The following is a 16,175-nucleotide window of genomic DNA, read 5'->3' on the forward strand; positions in this document are numbered from 1 at the left end:
GATTATGGCAGTGAACAGGACTCCGGTTCTGAAGCGTTGCAGGCAGCTGGGTATCGACCCTGTCGTGCTGGGCTATTCCGGCAAGGAATCCAAGCGCCAGCCGAAGCGCCGCCGCAAGGAATCCGAATACGGCATGCAGCTCCGTGAAAAGCAGAAGGCCAAGTTCATCTACGGCGTTCTCGAAAAGCAGTTCCGCGGTTACTTCCGTCGCGCCAAGAGCATGCCCGGCATCACGGGTGAGAACCTCATGGCTATCCTGGAAAGCCGTCTGGACAACATCGTCTTCCGTCTGGGCTTTGCTCGTACGCGTAAGGAAGCTCGCCAGGCTGTAACGCACGGTCACATCACCGTGAACGGCCGTCGCGTCGACATCCCCAGCTACCGCGTGCGTCCCGGCGATCTCGTTGCCGTTGCCCCCAAGGCCAAGGAACTCCTGGTCATCAAGAGTGCTCTCGTCTCCAACGAGCGCGTTCAGGTGCCCGCTTGGCTCGAGGTTGACATCGAGAAGCTGCAGGGTAGCGTACTGAACCTTCCCACCCGCGATCAGATCGATTTGGACATCAACGAACAGCTCATCGTCGAACTTTACTCCAAGTAATCTACGCGGCTTTTAAGGAGGCTTACACAATATGACAGAGTTCATGAGGCCTACAATCACTACGGAAGAAGTCAGCGATACCGTTGCTCGTTTCGTGGTCGAACCGCTTGAGCGTGGTTATGGCTACACGCTGGGTAACTCCATGCGTCGCGTCTTGCTGAATTCGCTCGACGGCGCTGCTGCTACGGCTATTCAGATCGATGGTGTTCAGCATGAGTTCACCACCGCTGAAGGCGTAATCGAAGACATTACCGACATCGTCCTCAACGTGAAGGGGCTGGTCTTCAGCGCCTTCGCCGATGATGCCACCGAGGCTACCGCTCGCATTTCCGTCGAGGGTCCCTGCACCGTTACCGGTGCCGACCTGGAAGTGCCCACGGAGTTTACGTTGGTGAACCCCGAGCACGTTATCGCGACGGTTGCCGATGGCGGTCAGCTGGACATGACGGTTCGCATTGGCGTTGGTCGCGGCTACGTTGTGGCCGACCGCAACAAGCGTACCGAGGATCCCATCGGTATCATCCATGTCGATTCGCTCTTCTCCCCTGTGCGTCGTTGCGCTCTGAATGTTACCGACACGCGTGTTGGCCAGAGCACCGATTACGACAAGCTGGTTCTGGAAGTCGAAACCGACGGTTCGATTTCGCCGGTTGATGCAGTATGCCAGGCGGCTAACATCATCAACCAGTACATGGGAGCATTCCTTTCCCTGAACGAGACCGACGAGGAAGAGGAAGGCGAAGTGCCCTCCATCTTCGCTCCGGAAGGCGAAGAAACGAATGCCGAGCTCGACAAGCAGATCGAGGATCTGGACCTCTCCGTCCGCTCCTACAACTGCCTGAAGCGCGCTGGCATCCATGCGGTGCGTCAGCTGGTCGAATATTCCGAAAACGACCTGCTCAACATTCGCAACTTCGGCGCCAAGTCTATCGAAGAAGTGAAAGACAAGCTCATTTCCATGGGCCTCAATTTGAAGCAATAGGAGAATCGAGAACATGAGACACTACAAGAAGGGTCGCAAGCTCGGCACCGATGCCGCGCATACCAAGGCCATGAAGAAGAGCCTGGTTGTCGCGCTGTTCACGAACGACCGCATCAAGACGATCGAGGCTCGCGCCAAGGAAATCCGTCCCGATGTTGACAAGATCATCACCTGGGCGAAGCGTGGCGACCTGCACGCTCGTCGTCTGGCCATCGCCGCTCTGGGCGACAAGGAGCTCGTCCGCGAGGTCTTCGAGAAGGTTGCTCAGGGTCAGTTCCAGGACCGCCAGGGTGGTTACACCCGCATCATGAAGCTTGGCCCCCGCAAGGGTGACAACGCTCCCATGGTGATCATGGAGCTCGTTACCGAGCCCGTGGCCAAGAAGGCCGAAAAGCCGGCCAAGGCTGCCAAGAAGGCTGCTGCTCCCAAGAAGGAAGAAGTGGCTGAGGAAAAGGCCGAGCAGGCTGTCGAGGAAGTCGCTGAAGAGGCTACCGAGGCTGCCGAGGAGAAGGCTGAATAGCCTACTCGCTCTAAGCGCATTGAAAGACCCGCTTCGGCGGGTCTTTTTTTGTTGCACTCGTCGTTGTTCCCCATGTGGCCAACGGCGCGTGCCATACTGGGCGCATGCCCCTTAATGCCGCTACATATCAACCAGGCACTACGCCCCTCCATGCGCTTGATGCGCGCGTGAAGATCACGGTTGTGCTCGTGTATTCCATTGCACTCTTCTTTGTTGATACGTGGTGGGGGATGGGCGCGTATGCAGTCGTAGCCGTAGCGTGCCTTGCCGTGGGGCGCATGCGCGTTTTGGCGCTTGCGCGGCAGCTTCTTCCGCTATGGCTTATCCTGGCGCTCACGTTGCTTTCGAGTGCGCTGGGTGGAGCTGGCATCCTTGTCGGTCTCTTCTACGTAACGCGCATCGTGCTCATCCTGGCGGCTTCTTTCGTGCTTACGGCGACGACTACTGCTAGTGATATTTCCCAGGCCATCGAGAGCATGCTTCGTCCTCTGGCCCGTGTGGGCGTACCCGTGCGCGATATCGCCGCCGTTTCGGGCATAGCGTTGCGATTCATTCCCATTATCATCGACGAATTCCAGGGTATTAGGGCTGCTCAAGCGTCCCGTGGGGCGCGTTTTGCAAGCGGAGGCATTGCCACTCGCGCAAAGGCGTGGGGCGGCGCTTTCACGCCATTGTTCGTGGGGCTGTATCGACGTGCCGATCGATTGGCCGTATCCATGGATGCGCGCTGCTACGGGTTTCAGCGCATTCCCTCACGCTTGCGTGAGTGCGCACTGGGCGTTGGGCCTGCCATAGGCATGCTGGCTGTTGCCGCAGCGCTTGTTGTCTGCGCAATTCTTCTTTAGGCTACACAACTTCGAAATGCCTGCTCGCAGGCGTGTCTTTGAGCGTTTTCCCTGGATGGGATATCGTTTCGAATCTGTCTTAGGCGCGTGACAGTCGCGAATTGTGAGTATATAGTGAAGAAAACGAACGCGTAGGGGGTGCGCGTCAACTCAACTTCACAACGATGCGAGAGGGACCGGGTGCTTCTTACTCTGCCTGGCATATACGTTGGCTGCGCCATCTTACTGGCTGCCGTTTTGGGGCTTGCAATGGGCAGCTTCCTGGGGCGCGTGGCATGGCGCCTGATGCGCAATGAACCCGTGCTCGCAGGGCGTTCCCATTGCGATACGTGTGGGCATGTGCTTTCCGCGAACGACCTGGTGCCTATCGTTAGCTGGACGGCGTTGAGGGGCCGCTGTCGCTACTGTCACGCGCGCCTTTCCGCGCGATATCCTGCCAGCGAATTCGCATGTGCTGCGCTGTATGTGTCCATTGTTATCTGCTACGGCCTTACTCTCGAGGCGCTTCAGATGGTTGGATTTGCCAGCGTGCTTATGGTGCTCTCCCTTACCGACTTGGATGAATCATATATTCCAAACCAGACAATCGTGGCTGCCATCGTCATTCGCGTGCTATTCATCGTCTGCGCATGGCTTGCCCTTGTGCTGGGCGCTCCCGTGCAGGCCGTATTCGCCGACCCTGCTGCGCATGGCATCGTGCTCATGGATGCCCAGGCGCTTGGGTTCGAGGACAAGCCATTTTGGGATCCTACGGCCGATGCCTCCATCGTCATCTTGGATATGCTGCGGACATCGCTTTTGGGTGCGGTAATCATCGGCGTGGCTGTGGTCGTGCTGGCGCTGGCCATGGACAAGTTCCTGGGGCGCTCTTCGATAGGCGGGGGCGATATGAAGTTGTTTGCCGTGGCGGGTTTCTACTTTGGCGCTCGCCAGTGCCTCTTCCTCATCGTGATCGCATGCGTGTTGGGCATCCTGTTCGCCCTCGCCACGCAGAACCGTGCGGGGTTTAGCGATGATATCTATCGCCTCGACCAGTCGGAAGACGAGTCGTCCGCCCCCGATGGCGCAGGCGGCGCTTCGCAGGGGGCCATGGAAGACGAATGGCCCTTCCTAGGGGAAGAGCGTGTGCCGGCGTCCAAGGGCGTCTCGCGCGTGTTTCCCTTTGGCCCCTCCATTGCGTTGGCGTGCTGGGTCACCATGATGGTGGGCGGTCCCGTTACGCACTGGTATCTGGAATTGTTCTAGTTGGTGGCGCAAAGCACGGCTTGCTCAACGTAATTGAGCGTGGCCGCAGCTGTGTCGCAAATCCTGAACAGGTCGCGATCCTTCGGGTCCATGAACTTGGCGAGGAGCATCTGGTCGAAGAGCGCGCCGAGCGCGTCGTAATAGCCCTGCACGTTGTAGATGCCCGTGGGCTTGGGCGCATATCCGTCTTTCACCTTCTGCTCTGCAAGGGCGCTGAAGATCTCGTCCAGCGTTCCCACCGACCCTGGGAGCGCGACGAAGGCGTCGGAATGCTCGAACATCATGTCCTTGCGGTCGGAGAGGTTATGTGCCTTCAGCAACGTGTCGCAGGGGAAAACGGGACGTGCGCTTAGGTAGGGGATGTCGGTGGTGATGACTCCCAGAACGCTTCCTCCGGCCTTGGCGGCTGCATGTGCGACGGAGCTCATGAGGCCCGTTTCGAACCCACCGAACACGAGGGTGTGGCCGCGACGGCCCATTTCGGTGCCGAGGTTGATGGCGCTGGATACGTAGGGCTCGCCGGCGTTGGCGTTCGAGCCGCAGAAAACGCAGATGTTCATGATGTCCTTCCAGAAGGTTCGCGTGCGTTTCCCCATTGTATAATCTTGCGCAAAAGATGCACGCATCGGGAGGAGCTCGTATGGCGAAAATGCTCTATCAGGGTCATGGATCCTATCGTTTCACGCTCGAGAATGGCACGGTGGTGTACGTCGATCCGTTTGCGGGCGAGGGCTACGACGTGCCTGCGAATCTCGTTTTGGTCACGCACGAGCACTTCGATCACAACCATGTCGACCAGATGCCCCATGCTCCGGGTTGCCGCGTCCTGCGCGCTTCCGATTTCCAGCCCGCTCCTGGCGCATACCGTACGTTCGACGTATGCGGCGTGCATATCCAGCCTGTTCAGGCGTGCAACGAGAATCATCCGGTAGACGAGTGCGTGGGCCTGGTGCTTTCCTTCGATGGGGTGCGCTTCTACGCTTCCGGCGACACCAGCACTACCGATGACATGCGTTCGGGGAAGCTGGCTGCCATGGCTCTCGACTACGCCGTGTTCCCGGGCGATGGCTTCTACAACATGAGCGTGGAAGAGGCGAGCGACTGCGCGGCTCTGGTGGGTGCGCGCCACAGCATGCCCGTGCATTTAGTTCCCATGAACGGCAGCCCCACGCCTGAAACGCTCTTTGACGAGGGCAAGGCCCAGGCGTTTCACGCAGAGGGGCGCATTATCTTGCACCCGGGGCAGGAACTCGATTTGTAGGGCGTCGCGCTGCGGCATACTTGCCGTTCGTTGTCCTATTTTACTTTTGCGTGTCATAGCCTTCGATTCATTCAATTTGCCATAGGCGTCGGTAACGCATCAGCGGCGGGTGTATATGCCCGCCGTATACTTTGTGCGGACCGCCCATAGGCGGGCGGCATCATGCAGGCAGAGCGCAGGGAGAGGCCTATGCAAGCAGCGTATCCGCACATTTTCGAGCCCTTCACCGTACGGCATATGACGGCCAAGAACCGTATTGTCATGGCACCCATGGGAACGAACTTCGCCAAGTGCTCCGGCGAGCTTTCCGAGGAGCATATCGCCTACTACGAGCAGCGTGCCAAGGGTGGCACGGGCATCATCATCTTGGAAAACGTGGATATCGACTACCCGCAGGGCAGCAACGGAACCACGCAGCTGCGCATCGACCGCGATACGTTCATGCCGCGTTTGTACGAGCTGTGCGAGGCGGTGCATCGTCATGGTGCCTGCATTGCGGTGCAGATCAACCATGCTGGCGCTGCCACCATGGAACGGCGTATTGGCTGTCAGCCCATTTCCGCATCCGACATTCCCAGCAAGGCGGGCGGCGAGGTTCCGCGCCCCATGACGGTTGAGGAAATCAAGCATGTGGTGAAGAAGTTCGGCGAGGCGGCGAAGCGCGCCCAGGCGTGCGGATTTGACGCCGTGGAGATTCACGCTGGCCATAGCTATCTGCTCTCGCAGTTCCTTTCTCCTCTTACCAATCATCGCGAAGACGAATACGGCGGCAGTCCCGAAAATCGCGCTCGCATCGTGACCGAGGTCGTGCAGGAAGTGCGTGCCCAGGTGGGGCCCTTCTTCCCGATCTTCATCCGTCTTTCGGCCGATGAGCTCATGGAGGGCGGCAACACGTTGGAGGACTGCATCGAGTACCTGCAGTACTTCCAGGAGGAAGTGGACGTGTTCGATGTTTCAGCTGGTCTGGCAGGTGCCATCCAGTTGCAGATCGACATCGATTACAAGCCCGATGGATGGCGCGCGTACATGGCCCGCGCGTTGAAGGACGCCTACGGCAAGCCATGCATCACTATGGGCAATATTCGCAAGCCCCAGGTGGCAGAGGATATCCTGGCGCGTGGCGATGCCGATCTCATTGGCATGGGCCGCGGGCTTATTGCCGACCCGTATTGGGTGAACAAGGTGGAAGACGGGCGCATCGAGGACATTCGCACGTGCATTTCGTGCAACATTGGCTGCGCAGGCCATCGCATTGGCTTGAATCAGCCTATGCGCTGCACGGTGAACCCCGACTTGTTCCACGATGACGCCTACCGCGAGATGCAGGTGAAGAAGCCTTGCAACGTGGTGGTCATAGGCGGCGGCACGGCGGGCCTGGAAGCCGCTTGCACGGCAGCGGAAGTGGGTTGCACCACGTTCCTGATCGAGGAGAAGGAGGAACTGGGTGGCCTGGCGGCTACCATTTCCCGCATCCCCGAGAAGGACCGCATCATGGACTTCCCGCGCTACTTGATTGCCCGCGCGAAGAAGCTGCATAACCTGTTCATCTTCACGGGCAAGCCGGCTACGGTCGATTTCGTGCGCAGCTTGAACCCTGACATCGTGGTGAATTCCACGGGTTCCAATCCCACGCTGCCTCCCATTACGGGCCTGAAATATCGCGTGGACAAGCATGGCACGCGCGTGGCCACGGCGCTGAAGATGATCGAGCGTATTAATGGGTATCCGCAGGATATGACGGGCATGAAGGTGGCCATCATTGGCGGCGGCGCAACGGGCTTGGATATCATGAGCCTGTTTGCCCCGCGTGGCGCAGAGGTTACCATCATCGAACGCTCTCCTGCAATTGGCGCGGGCCTCGACCCGGTAACCAAGAGCGACACGGCGAACAAGCTGGCGAAATATAACGTCAAGCAGATGACGCGCACGGCGCTTCAGGAAGTGCGCGACGATGAGTTCGTGGTGGAGACCCTCGAGGGCGAAAAGATGGTCGTGCCCTTCGACTATGGTTTTGTGGCGCTGGGCATGCGTTCGAACAACCCTGTCCTTGCCGCGCTACAAGAGGCGTTTGCGGGAACTAACGTGGTCTTGTACAACATTGGCGACAGCAAACGTGCACGTCAGATCATTCACGGCACCATGGAAGGCCGCGACATCATCAGCGTGTTGCAGCGGCATCAGTTCCTCTAGGGCGTGCGTTATAGCGAATGGATGGCGGCGGGCTTCGGCTCGCCGCCTTTGCGTTAGAGCAGCTCTTCCAGGCTATGCACGGCTACGGTAGCTACGGCCTGCAGGTCTTCGAAGGGATGCGAGGTGTTGTTGGGGTCAAAGGCGCCCACCGTGCGGATGCCCGCACGCGTCATGGCGTTCACGGCGTAGACCGCATCATCGAATCCCCAGGTTGTTTCCGGAGTGGAGCCCATGGTCGCCATGGCGTGCTCGTAGATGGCGGTTTCTTCCTTGGTCATGCCCAGCTCGTCGGTAGTGCAGATCTCGGCGAAGAACGAGGCAAGCCCCCAGCGCTCGAGCCCCGCCTGCACGTAGCGTTTCGGGCTGCTGGTAACCACGCAGCAGGGAATGCCCTGTTCTTGAGCGCGTTCGAGCATGGCGCGCACGCCGGGCAGCACCTCGACGCGCTCGCGGTAGAACGAAAGGAGCACGTTGTCCTCGATAGCGAGCACGTCTTCGGTGCTTTCGCCGACGCCGTATTTCTCATGCCACAGCGCGGCGCTCTCCTCGATGGGCAGCGCGTGGATGCTCGTGGCGTCTTCGGGGCTCACGGGGGCGTTCGCCATGCGCTGCAGGGCGTCTTCGGCTTCGTTCCATGCCTGCATGGAATCGAGGAGCGTTCCGTCGCAATCGAAGATGAATCCGCGGGTGCCGGTGAAGATGTCGGTCATGGGGATGCTCCTGATAAGTGGGCGTGTGGGTAAAAAGAAGCGCCCTCCCTGGCATGGGAGGGCGCGTGAGGTGTTGGCCTATTTGAAGTAGGCAACGCCGCTTTCGATGATGGGTTGGAAGCTCTGGCCCGGAATGTTCTGGTATAGGCCCGAACCGCTGCGCTCGGTGTGGCCCATCTTGCCGAAGACGCGACCGTCGGGGCTGGTGATGCCTTCGATTGCGTATGCCGAACCGCTGGGATTGGCTGCCCAGTTCATGCTGGGGTTGCCGTTTTCGTCCACGTACTGCGTGGCGATCTGGCCGGCTGCGGCCAGCTGCGCGTACAGTTCGGGCGAGATGACGAAGCGGCCTTCGCCGTTGCTGATGGGCATGGTGTGGATGTCGCCTACTTCGCATTCGGAAAGCCAGGGCGAAAGGTTGCTGGCCACGCGCGTGCGCACGATGCGGCTCTGGTGACGGCCCACGCTGTTGAACGTGAGGGTGGGGCAGGTGTCGTCCATGGGGCGAATGTCGCCGTAAGGCACCAGGCCCAGCTTCACGAGCGCCTGGAAGCCGTTGCAGATGCCCAGCATCAGGCCATCGCGGTTTTGCAGCAGGTCGCGTACCGCTTCGGTGACGGCGGGCGAGCGGAAGAATGCCGTGATGAACTTGGCGGAGCCGTCGGGCTCGTCGCCGCCCGAGAAGCCGCCGGGGATCATGACGATCTGGCTGTTCTTGATGCCCTCCACGAGCGCCTTCGTGCTTTCCGCTACGGCGGCAGGCGTGAGGTTGTTGATGATGAGCGTGGTGGCTTCGGCGCCCGCGCGCTCGAAGGCAGCTGCAGTGTCGTATTCGCAGTTCGTGCCTGGGAATACGGGAATGATCACGCGCGGCTTTGCGATGGTGCCGTTGAATACGAGCGGCGTGTGGTTGTCGCTGGTCACGGCTTCGACGGTGCCTTCCTGGTTGCGGTAGGGGAACACCGGCTCGAGCTTGCCTTCCCAGGCTTCCTGCAGCTTGGCGAGCGAGATGACCTCACCTGCTGCGCTGAACTCGTAGGCTTCCGTGGTGGCGCCCACTTCGCCCACGTACAGGCTGCCTGTAGCGGCTGGAATCTCGGCGTTATCGGCAAGCTCTACGTAGAACGAACCGTACGCAGGTGCGAACAGGTCGCCGCGCTCTTCGTTGTCGTTCAGCGCAAGGCCGATGCCGTTGCCCAGGCACATCTTGAAGAGCGCTTCGGCGGCGCAGCCGTAGCCGGGCGTGGAAACGGCCAGTGCGGCCTTGGAGCCAATGAACTCTTCCACCATGTCGAATGCCGCGAGCAGGTCTTCCACGTCGGGCGTGAGGTTGTCTTCTTGATAGGCGGGGCGAATCTCGATGACGCGGTGACCAGCGCCCTTGAATTCGGGGCTGGTGATGCGATCTTCCTTGCCACAGCCCGTGCAGAAGCTTACCAGCGTGGGCGGCACGTCGATGTCTTCGAAGCTGCCGCTCATGGAGTCCTTGCCGCCAATGGAGCCAACACCCAGGTCGACCTGGGCCATCAGGGCGCCTAGTACGGCCTGCGCGGGCTTGCCCCAGCGTTCCGGGCTGGTGCGCAGCTTCTCGAAGTATTCCTGGAACGACAGATAGGCATTCGCGCGCTGGAAGCCGGCGGCCACGAATTTGGCCACGCTTTCCACCACGGAAAGGTACGCTCCCGTGAACTGATTCGCTTCCATGGTGAAGGGGTTGAAGCCCCAGGCCATGCCGCTGACGGTATGGGTTTCGCCGAACACGGGGAGCTTGGCCGCCATGGCCATGGCAGGCGTGAGCTGGCGTGCGCCGCCGAAGGGCATGAGGGCGGTTGCCGCGCCGATGGTGCTGTCGAAACGCTCGACCAGGCCCTTTTTGCCGCAGACGTTCAGGTCGGTAACGAGCGAGGTCATGCGCTCCGCCAGGGTGTCGCCTTCCCAGTTGGGGGCGTACGTGCTGCCAGCGCACAGATGCGCGGTCTGGTGCTTGGGTGCGCCATTGCTGGCCAGGAATTCGCGGCTTACGTCCACGATGGCCTTGCCGTTCCAATCGATGCGCACGCGGGCGTCGGCGGTAACGGTGGCGACGGGCGTGGCCTCCAGGTTTTCCTCCTTGGCGTAGGCCAGGAATTCCTGCACGTCGGAAGCGTCCAGCGCCACGGCCATACGCTCCTGGCTTTCGGAAATGGCAAGCTCGGTGCCGTCGAGGCCGTCGTACTTCTTCGGAACTGCGTTCAGGTTCACATGCAGGCCGTCGGCCAGCTCGCCGATGGCAACGCTCACGCCACCTGCGCCGAAGTCATTGCAGCGCTTGATGAGGCGGCAGGCATCGCCGCGGCGGAACAGGCGCTGCAGCTTGCGCTCGACGGGCGCGTTGCCCTTCTGCACTTCCGCGCCGTCCTTTTCCAGCGACTGCGCGTTGTGGGCCTTGGAGGAACCCGTTGCGCCGCCGATGCCGTCGCGGCCGGTGCGGCCGCCGAGCAGCACGATGACGTCGCCCGGGGCGGGCGTCTCGCGGCGTACGTGGTTGGCGGGCGTGGCGGCGACAACGGCGCCGATTTCCATGCGCTTCGCCATGTAGCCCGGATGGTAGATCTCGTCTACCTGGCCCGTGGCCAGGCCAATCTGGTTGCCATAGCTGGAATAGCCCGCGGCAGCCGTGGTGACGATCTTGCGCTGCGGCAGCTTGCCGGGCAGCGTTTCGGAAACGGGAGCCAGCGGGTTCGCGGCACCCGTTACGCGCATTGCCTGGTAGACGTAGCTGCGGCCCGAAAGCGGGTCGCGGATGGCGCCGCCCACGCAGGTGGCAGCCCCGCCGAAGGGTTCGATTTCGGTGGGGTGGTTATGTGTTTCGTTCTTAAACAGGAAGAGCCAGTCTTCGTCGACGCCATTCACGTCGACCTTCACCTTCACGGTGCAGGCGTTGATTTCCTCGCTCTCGTCGAGGCCCGTAAGGACGCCCTTGGCCTTCAGATACTTTGCGCCGATGGTGCCCATGTCCATGAGGCAGATGGGCTTTTCGGTGCGGCCGAGCTCCTCGCGCATTTCCAGATAGCGGTTGAATGCCTGGCGAACCGTTTCGTCGTCGATCTGCACTTCGTCGAGCTGCGTGCCGAACGTGGTGTGACGGCAGTGGTCGCTCCAGTAGGTGTCGATCATTTTGATTTCCGTGATGGTGGGGCAGCGGCCCTCTTCACGGAAGTATTCCTGGCAGAAGGCGATGTCGGCGAAGTCCATGGCCAGGCCGCGGTCGGCGATGAACGCGGAAAGCTCTTCCTCGCTCATTTCCAGGAAACCGTCGAGCACTTCCACGGGGCCAGGCTCGGGGTAGTTGCCCGCGAGCGTTTCCACGGTATCGAGCGAGGCTTCGCGCGCTTCCACGGGGTTGATGACGTAGCCCTTGATGCGATCGACGTCGGCCTGGGAAAGCGAGCCTTCCAGCAGGTATACCTTGGCGCTGCGAACCGCAGGGCGTTCGCCCTGGCTGATGAGCTGAATGCATTCGCTGGCGCTGTTTGCGCGCTGGTCGAACTGGCCAGGCAGGAATTCCACGGCGAATACGGCTGCGGCTTCCGTGCATTCATCGTGCAGGGAGCGATAGACGACGTCGCTCTGGGGCTCGCTGAATACGGTGGGGATGCAGGATTCGAACAGGTCTTCCGCCGCACCCTCGACATCGTAACGGTTCACGAGGCGCAGGCCACTCAGGCCGCTGACCCCCAAGATGTCCTGAAGCTCGTGCAGAAGCTGCTGCGCTTCCACATCGAAGCCGGGTTTTTTCTCGACGTAGATACGTGAAACCATGTGGAGCCTTTCGTTGTGGTTTCGTTGGGCAAACGCACGCGCGTGATGCGCAACTAGTTGTTCTTCGCTTTTAGCTTTTCCCACTCGCGGTCGATGTCTTCCTGAGTGAGGTTTTCCCATTCCTTGTGGTAACGGCCGTCGGAGTCGTATGCCGCGGGGTTGCGGCGCGCAACCATCCAGGAGCGATGCTTTTGCTGGAAGTACGTGACTGCCATGACCAGGATGATCGCGACGACCATGATGATCGTCTTCGCGAGCTGGTCGGGCACGATGAAGTAGGCGATGAATGCCGCGAGAGTTGCCGCTGCGAACAGGTTGCGACGGAGCGCAAATGGGTTCTTTTCCTGCTCGGCGGATTGATGATTCTTCTGTTCTGCCATGTTGAACCAATCTATGTGGAGTACGATGAAAACATTCTACGACAAGGAACTGGGGGAAGAATCGTGAAGAACCGTACGTGCAAATGGGCTACATGGTTTGCCGTGGCAATGCTCGTCGTCTGCGCGCTCGTTGGGTGCGCCTCGTCGTCCACTGCCTCTTCGCAGGACGATGTGGATGCCGTGGCTACGGCGGGTGTGTCCGATTCCGGCGCTTCTTCCGTTGCGGGCAATCAGGCCTCTTCCGAGCCTACCTATAATGCGCAAGACGATACGCGCGCTCAGGAATTTGCCGTCGACCCGAACGCCAACACCGAATGGCGTACGAAGACCGACGGAACTAAGACCATTTGGCTCACGTTTGACGATGGCCCTTCCGAAAACACCCAGAAGGTGCTCGACATCCTAAACAAGTACAACGTGAAGGCGACCTTCTTCGTTACGGGCATCAAGCCCGATTACGCTTACATGATCAAGAAGGCCTACGAGCAGGGCAACACCATTGGCTTGCATACTTATTCGCATGACTACGCAACCGTCTATGCGTCGGAAAGTGCGTACTTCGACGATTTGGATGCCGTGGGGGCTTTGGTGAAGGAGCAGATTGGCTACGTGCCGTGCTTCATTCGCTTCCCAGGAGGCTCGTCCAATGCCATTTCCGCGGAATACACGAAGGGCATTATGAGCGAGCTCGTAAACGACGTGCAGGATAGGGGCTACCAGTACTTCGACTGGAACATCAGCTGTGGTGATGGTGCTTCGGGCCATACTGCCGAAGAGCTCGCCGAAGCCGCGTGCGATGGCGACGACTACACGAATATCGTGCTGCTCATGCACGATTCGTCGGGGCACGAGGCTACGGTGGAAGCGCTTCCCACCATCATCGAGCACTACCAGTCGCTGGGCTACACGTTCAAGGCCATCGACCGCAGCGCTCTGGCCAGCCATCATGGCGTAAACAACTAGCGCTTTTCCCTTTCGAGCGCATGAAAATGCCCCGCTTGCCATGCTGTGCGGCAAGCGGGGCATTGTTGCGTTGGGGTTCGCGGCTGGGCGCTAGCTTACGTGAACGAGCGAGAAGATGTCGCAGTCAGTGGCTTCGCGTACGACCTTGCGCGGGTTCAGGTAGTCAAGCTCCATGAGGAAGGCCATGCCCACGAGGGTGGCGCCAAACTTGGAGAGCAGTTTTGCCTGGGCTACGGCCGTGCCGCCCGTGGCAATAAGGTCGTCGACTAGCAGCACGCGGTCGTCCTTCGTGATGGCGTCGGTGTGCACCTGCAGTTCATCGGAGCCGTATTCCAGGCCGTATTCCTGCGAGTAGACTTCGCGCGGCAGCTTGCCGGGCTTGCGCATGGGGACCAGGCCAGCGTTCAGCTTGTATGCAACGGGAGCGGCGATGATGAATCCGCGCGCCTCGGCGCCTACGACTTTGGTAATGCCTTGGTTGATGAAGTGGTTGGATAGTTCGTCCACGGCGCGCTGAAACCCTTCGGCGTCGCGCAGGAGCGTGGTGATGTCCTTGAAGATGACGCCCGGTTGCGGGTAATCGGGGATGCTGACGATCTTGTCACTGAAGTCGTATGCGGCCATGATGGTCCTTCCTGCGATAATAATCCGCGGCTATTTTCGCACGTTTTTACCTGCAAGGCAGGCAGATGCGCAAAGTGCGCACGAGTTCATTGTACGTTCGTGCTGGCGGCTGCGCCATAAGGTGATTGCGGGGTCGATGCGTCTATTTGAATAGGTTGTTCGTGCGGAAGTACAAAATGGCTCCCGCCATGCCCACTACGGCGAGCCCCAGGGGCAGAAGGCATGTGTTGGTAAGGGGCAGGCCCTCCACGTTCATGCCGTAGAAGCTGAAGATGATGGTGGGTATGGCCAGCACGATGGTCACGATGGTGAGTGTTCGCATGACCAGGTTCAGGTTGTTGCTTATGACGCTCGAGAACGTGTCCATGGTGCCGTTCAAAATGCTGCTGTACACCGTGCACATCTCGATGGCCTGGCGAATCTCGATGAACACGTCGTCGAGCAGGTCCTTGTCGTCTTCGTATAGCTGCACGACGCGGCCCGATTGGATGCGCGAGAGCGTGGTTTCGTCGCCACGCAGCGAGGTGCTGAAGTACACGAGTGACTTTTCCAAGCCCAGCATCTTCACGAGTTCGCTGTTGCGCATGGTCTGGTGCAGGATCTTTTCGTTCTTGGTGAACTGGCGGTTGATGCTGCGCAGGTAGCGCAGGTAGCGCTGCACGGTGTTCGAGAAGATCTGCAGAAGGAATCGCGTGCGCTGATGCGTGTTGAAATCGGCGATCTTGCCCACGGCGAACAGGCTTAGCGTGGGATTCTCCTTCAGGCTGATGGTGACGATCATGTCCTGCGCGCGCAGGAAGAGCACCGTAAGGGGGTGCGTGTCGTACTGCGTCATGAGGGGGTCTTCGGCTTCCGCCGCGTCTTCGATGAAGGGGCAGTCGATGATGACGAGCGTTTGACCCGTGTCCTCGTCGTAGTCGACGTGCGAAGTCTCTTCGTCGTCGAGGGCCGACTTCACGAATTCGTCGATGACGCCCAGCTCCTCTTCCAGCCAGGCGCGATCTTCGGCCGTGGGGGAGGTGACGTTTACCCAGCAACCGGCTTCGGGTTCTTCGATGGCGTGCGTACCCGTTTTATCGGTGAGGAAGCATTCGATCACCGCGCACTCCTTTCGCCTGGTTTCTGGACGCACCGATTATACATGAGCACGGCAGCGCGGTGTGGCCTGGCTGGCGCGTGCGGGGTGCCTGGTGGGCTGACAGCGTCTTCGCCCCGTTCGTGCGCCTGTTTGTCGATGTCGCGGCTATGGAGATTGCCATTGGGGCGAATATGCGACTTTGTGGAGTGCTCTCTTCGCGTATGATGTACGATAAACAGTTAGGCATGGCTAATTATAGGAGGCCACAGCGTGGCTCAGGCGTATTTGGACATTCGGAATCTGAAAAAGCACTACGGGGAAGGGGAGGCATGCCTGCAGGTGCTGCGCGGTATCGACGTGCAGCTCGAGCGCGGCGAGATATGCGTGCTGCTGGGGCCCAGCGGTTCGGGCAAGTCGACCTTCCTGAACATGGTGGGCGGCTTGGAACCTGCCGATAGCGGTTCCATTGTGGTGAACGGCACCAACATCGCAACGCTTCCCGACAAGAAGCTCGTGGAGTATCGCCGCAAGGAGCTTGGCTTTGTCTTTCAGTTCTACAACCTTGTTCCCGACCTTACCGTTCAGGAAAACATCGAGGTTTGCGCGTATCTCTCGAAGGATCCCCTGCCCATGAAACCCTTGCTGAAATCATTGGGGCTGTACGAGCATCGCCATAAGTTCCCGCATCAGATTTCGGGCGGCCAGCAGCAGCGCTGCGCCATCGGCCGCGCGCTGGTGAAGAACCCAGGTCTGCTTTTGTGCGACGAGCCCACCGGCGCGCTCGACTACAAGACGAGCAAGGAAATCCTGCAGCTCATGGAAGAAGTGAACCAGCAGTATGGCTGCACGATTGTCATTGTTACGCATAATGATGCCATTCGGCACATGGCGCATCGTGTGCTGCGTCTGCGCGACGGCGTGATGGTGGAGGATTCCGTGAACGAGCACGTGCTTCCCGCCATGCAGTTGGAGTGGTAG

At 59.9% G+C, this 16,175-nt stretch carries 15 protein-coding genes; 9 read left to right on the plus strand and 6 right to left on the minus strand.

The window, feature by feature from the left end; genetic code table 11:
- Nucleotides 1-4: 4 nt before the first annotated feature.
- The 5 genes from rpsD (at nucleotide 5) to E7002_RS05275 (ending at nucleotide 4,190) form a co-directional block, all read left to right on the plus strand.
- Entirely contained in the window at nucleotides 5-598 is a 594-nt protein-coding gene (gene rpsD, locus E7002_RS05255; protein WP_066660068.1) for a 30S ribosomal protein S4, read from the plus strand.
- 31 nt (nucleotides 599-629) lie between these two features.
- Nucleotides 630-1,580, plus strand: coding sequence for a DNA-directed RNA polymerase subunit alpha (locus E7002_RS05260; protein WP_303727806.1), 951 nt, complete (start codon nucleotides 630-632; stop codon nucleotides 1,578-1,580).
- A gap of 13 nt (nucleotides 1,581-1,593) precedes the next feature.
- The gene (rplQ, locus tag E7002_RS05265) at nucleotides 1,594-2,100 is read left to right on the plus strand and encodes a 50S ribosomal protein L17 (RefSeq protein WP_303727807.1); all 507 of its coding nucleotides are present in this window, start codon (nucleotides 1,594-1,596) and stop codon (nucleotides 2,098-2,100) included.
- Nucleotides 2,101-2,204: 104 nt separating this feature from the next.
- The gene (locus E7002_RS05270; protein WP_303727808.1) at nucleotides 2,205-2,945 is read left to right on the plus strand and encodes an energy-coupling factor transporter transmembrane protein EcfT; all 741 of its coding nucleotides are present in this window, start codon (nucleotides 2,205-2,207) and stop codon (nucleotides 2,943-2,945) included.
- Between the two features lie 180 nt (nucleotides 2,946-3,125).
- Nucleotides 3,126-4,190 (plus strand): A24 family peptidase, encoded by a 1,065-nt coding sequence (locus E7002_RS05275; protein WP_303727809.1) that lies wholly within the window; start codon nucleotides 3,126-3,128, stop codon nucleotides 4,188-4,190.
- Here E7002_RS05275 and E7002_RS05280 read toward each other — a convergent pair.
- Entirely contained in the window at nucleotides 4,187-4,750 is a 564-nt protein-coding gene (locus E7002_RS05280) for a TIGR00730 family Rossman fold protein (RefSeq protein WP_303727810.1), read from the minus strand. The two genes, E7002_RS05275 and E7002_RS05280, sit on opposite strands and share 4 nt — an antisense overlap.
- Before the next feature lie 80 nt (nucleotides 4,751-4,830).
- Between E7002_RS05280 and E7002_RS05285 the strand changes: the two genes are divergently transcribed.
- Complete coding sequence (locus E7002_RS05285; protein ID WP_303727811.1) at nucleotides 4,831-5,451, plus strand: MBL fold metallo-hydrolase; 621 nt, start codon at nucleotides 4,831-4,833, stop codon at nucleotides 5,449-5,451.
- A gap of 189 nt (nucleotides 5,452-5,640) precedes the next feature.
- Nucleotides 5,641-7,641, plus strand: coding sequence for an NAD(P)/FAD-dependent oxidoreductase (locus E7002_RS05290; protein ID WP_303727812.1), 2,001 nt, complete (start codon nucleotides 5,641-5,643; stop codon nucleotides 7,639-7,641).
- Nucleotides 7,642-7,694: 53 nt separating this feature from the next.
- On the opposite strand, the gene E7002_RS05295 is transcribed toward E7002_RS05290, so the two are convergent.
- From E7002_RS05295 to E7002_RS05305, 3 genes are all read right to left on the minus strand, one after another.
- Nucleotides 7,695-8,351: an HAD family phosphatase gene (locus E7002_RS05295; protein ID WP_303727813.1), complete on the minus strand. Its 657-nt coding sequence runs from the start codon at nucleotides 8,349-8,351 to the stop codon at nucleotides 7,695-7,697.
- 78 nt (nucleotides 8,352-8,429) lie between these two features.
- Nucleotides 8,430-12,152 carry a phosphoribosylformylglycinamidine synthase gene (locus E7002_RS05300; protein WP_303727814.1) on the minus strand — a complete coding sequence of 1,241 codons (3,723 nt, stop codon included), beginning with the start codon at nucleotides 12,150-12,152 and terminating at the stop codon, nucleotides 8,430-8,432.
- A 53-nt stretch (nucleotides 12,153-12,205) separates the two neighbouring features.
- Entirely contained in the window at nucleotides 12,206-12,532 is a 327-nt protein-coding gene (locus tag E7002_RS05305) for a hypothetical protein (RefSeq protein WP_303727815.1), read from the minus strand.
- Between the two features lie 63 nt (nucleotides 12,533-12,595).
- Between E7002_RS05305 and E7002_RS05310 the strand changes: the two genes are divergently transcribed.
- Complete coding sequence (locus E7002_RS05310; RefSeq protein ID WP_303727816.1) at nucleotides 12,596-13,495, plus strand: polysaccharide deacetylase family protein; 900 nt, start codon at nucleotides 12,596-12,598, stop codon at nucleotides 13,493-13,495.
- Between the two features lie 90 nt (nucleotides 13,496-13,585).
- Here the strand turns inward: E7002_RS05310 and E7002_RS05315 are convergent, their stop codons facing one another.
- Entirely contained in the window at nucleotides 13,586-14,119 is a 534-nt protein-coding gene (locus tag E7002_RS05315) for an adenine phosphoribosyltransferase (RefSeq protein WP_303727817.1), read from the minus strand.
- A 142-nt stretch (nucleotides 14,120-14,261) separates the two neighbouring features.
- Nucleotides 14,262-15,218 (minus strand): magnesium transporter CorA family protein, encoded by a 957-nt coding sequence (locus E7002_RS05320; RefSeq protein ID WP_303727818.1) that lies wholly within the window; start codon nucleotides 15,216-15,218, stop codon nucleotides 14,262-14,264.
- A 249-nt stretch (nucleotides 15,219-15,467) separates the two neighbouring features.
- Between E7002_RS05320 and E7002_RS05325 the strand changes: the two genes are divergently transcribed.
- The gene (locus E7002_RS05325) at nucleotides 15,468-16,175 is read left to right on the plus strand and encodes an ABC transporter ATP-binding protein (protein ID WP_303727819.1); all 708 of its coding nucleotides are present in this window, start codon (nucleotides 15,468-15,470) and stop codon (nucleotides 16,173-16,175) included.

Source organism: Denitrobacterium detoxificans (assembly GCF_015062615.1).
Lineage (GTDB): Bacteria > Actinomycetota > Coriobacteriia > Coriobacteriales > Eggerthellaceae > Denitrobacterium > Denitrobacterium detoxificans_A.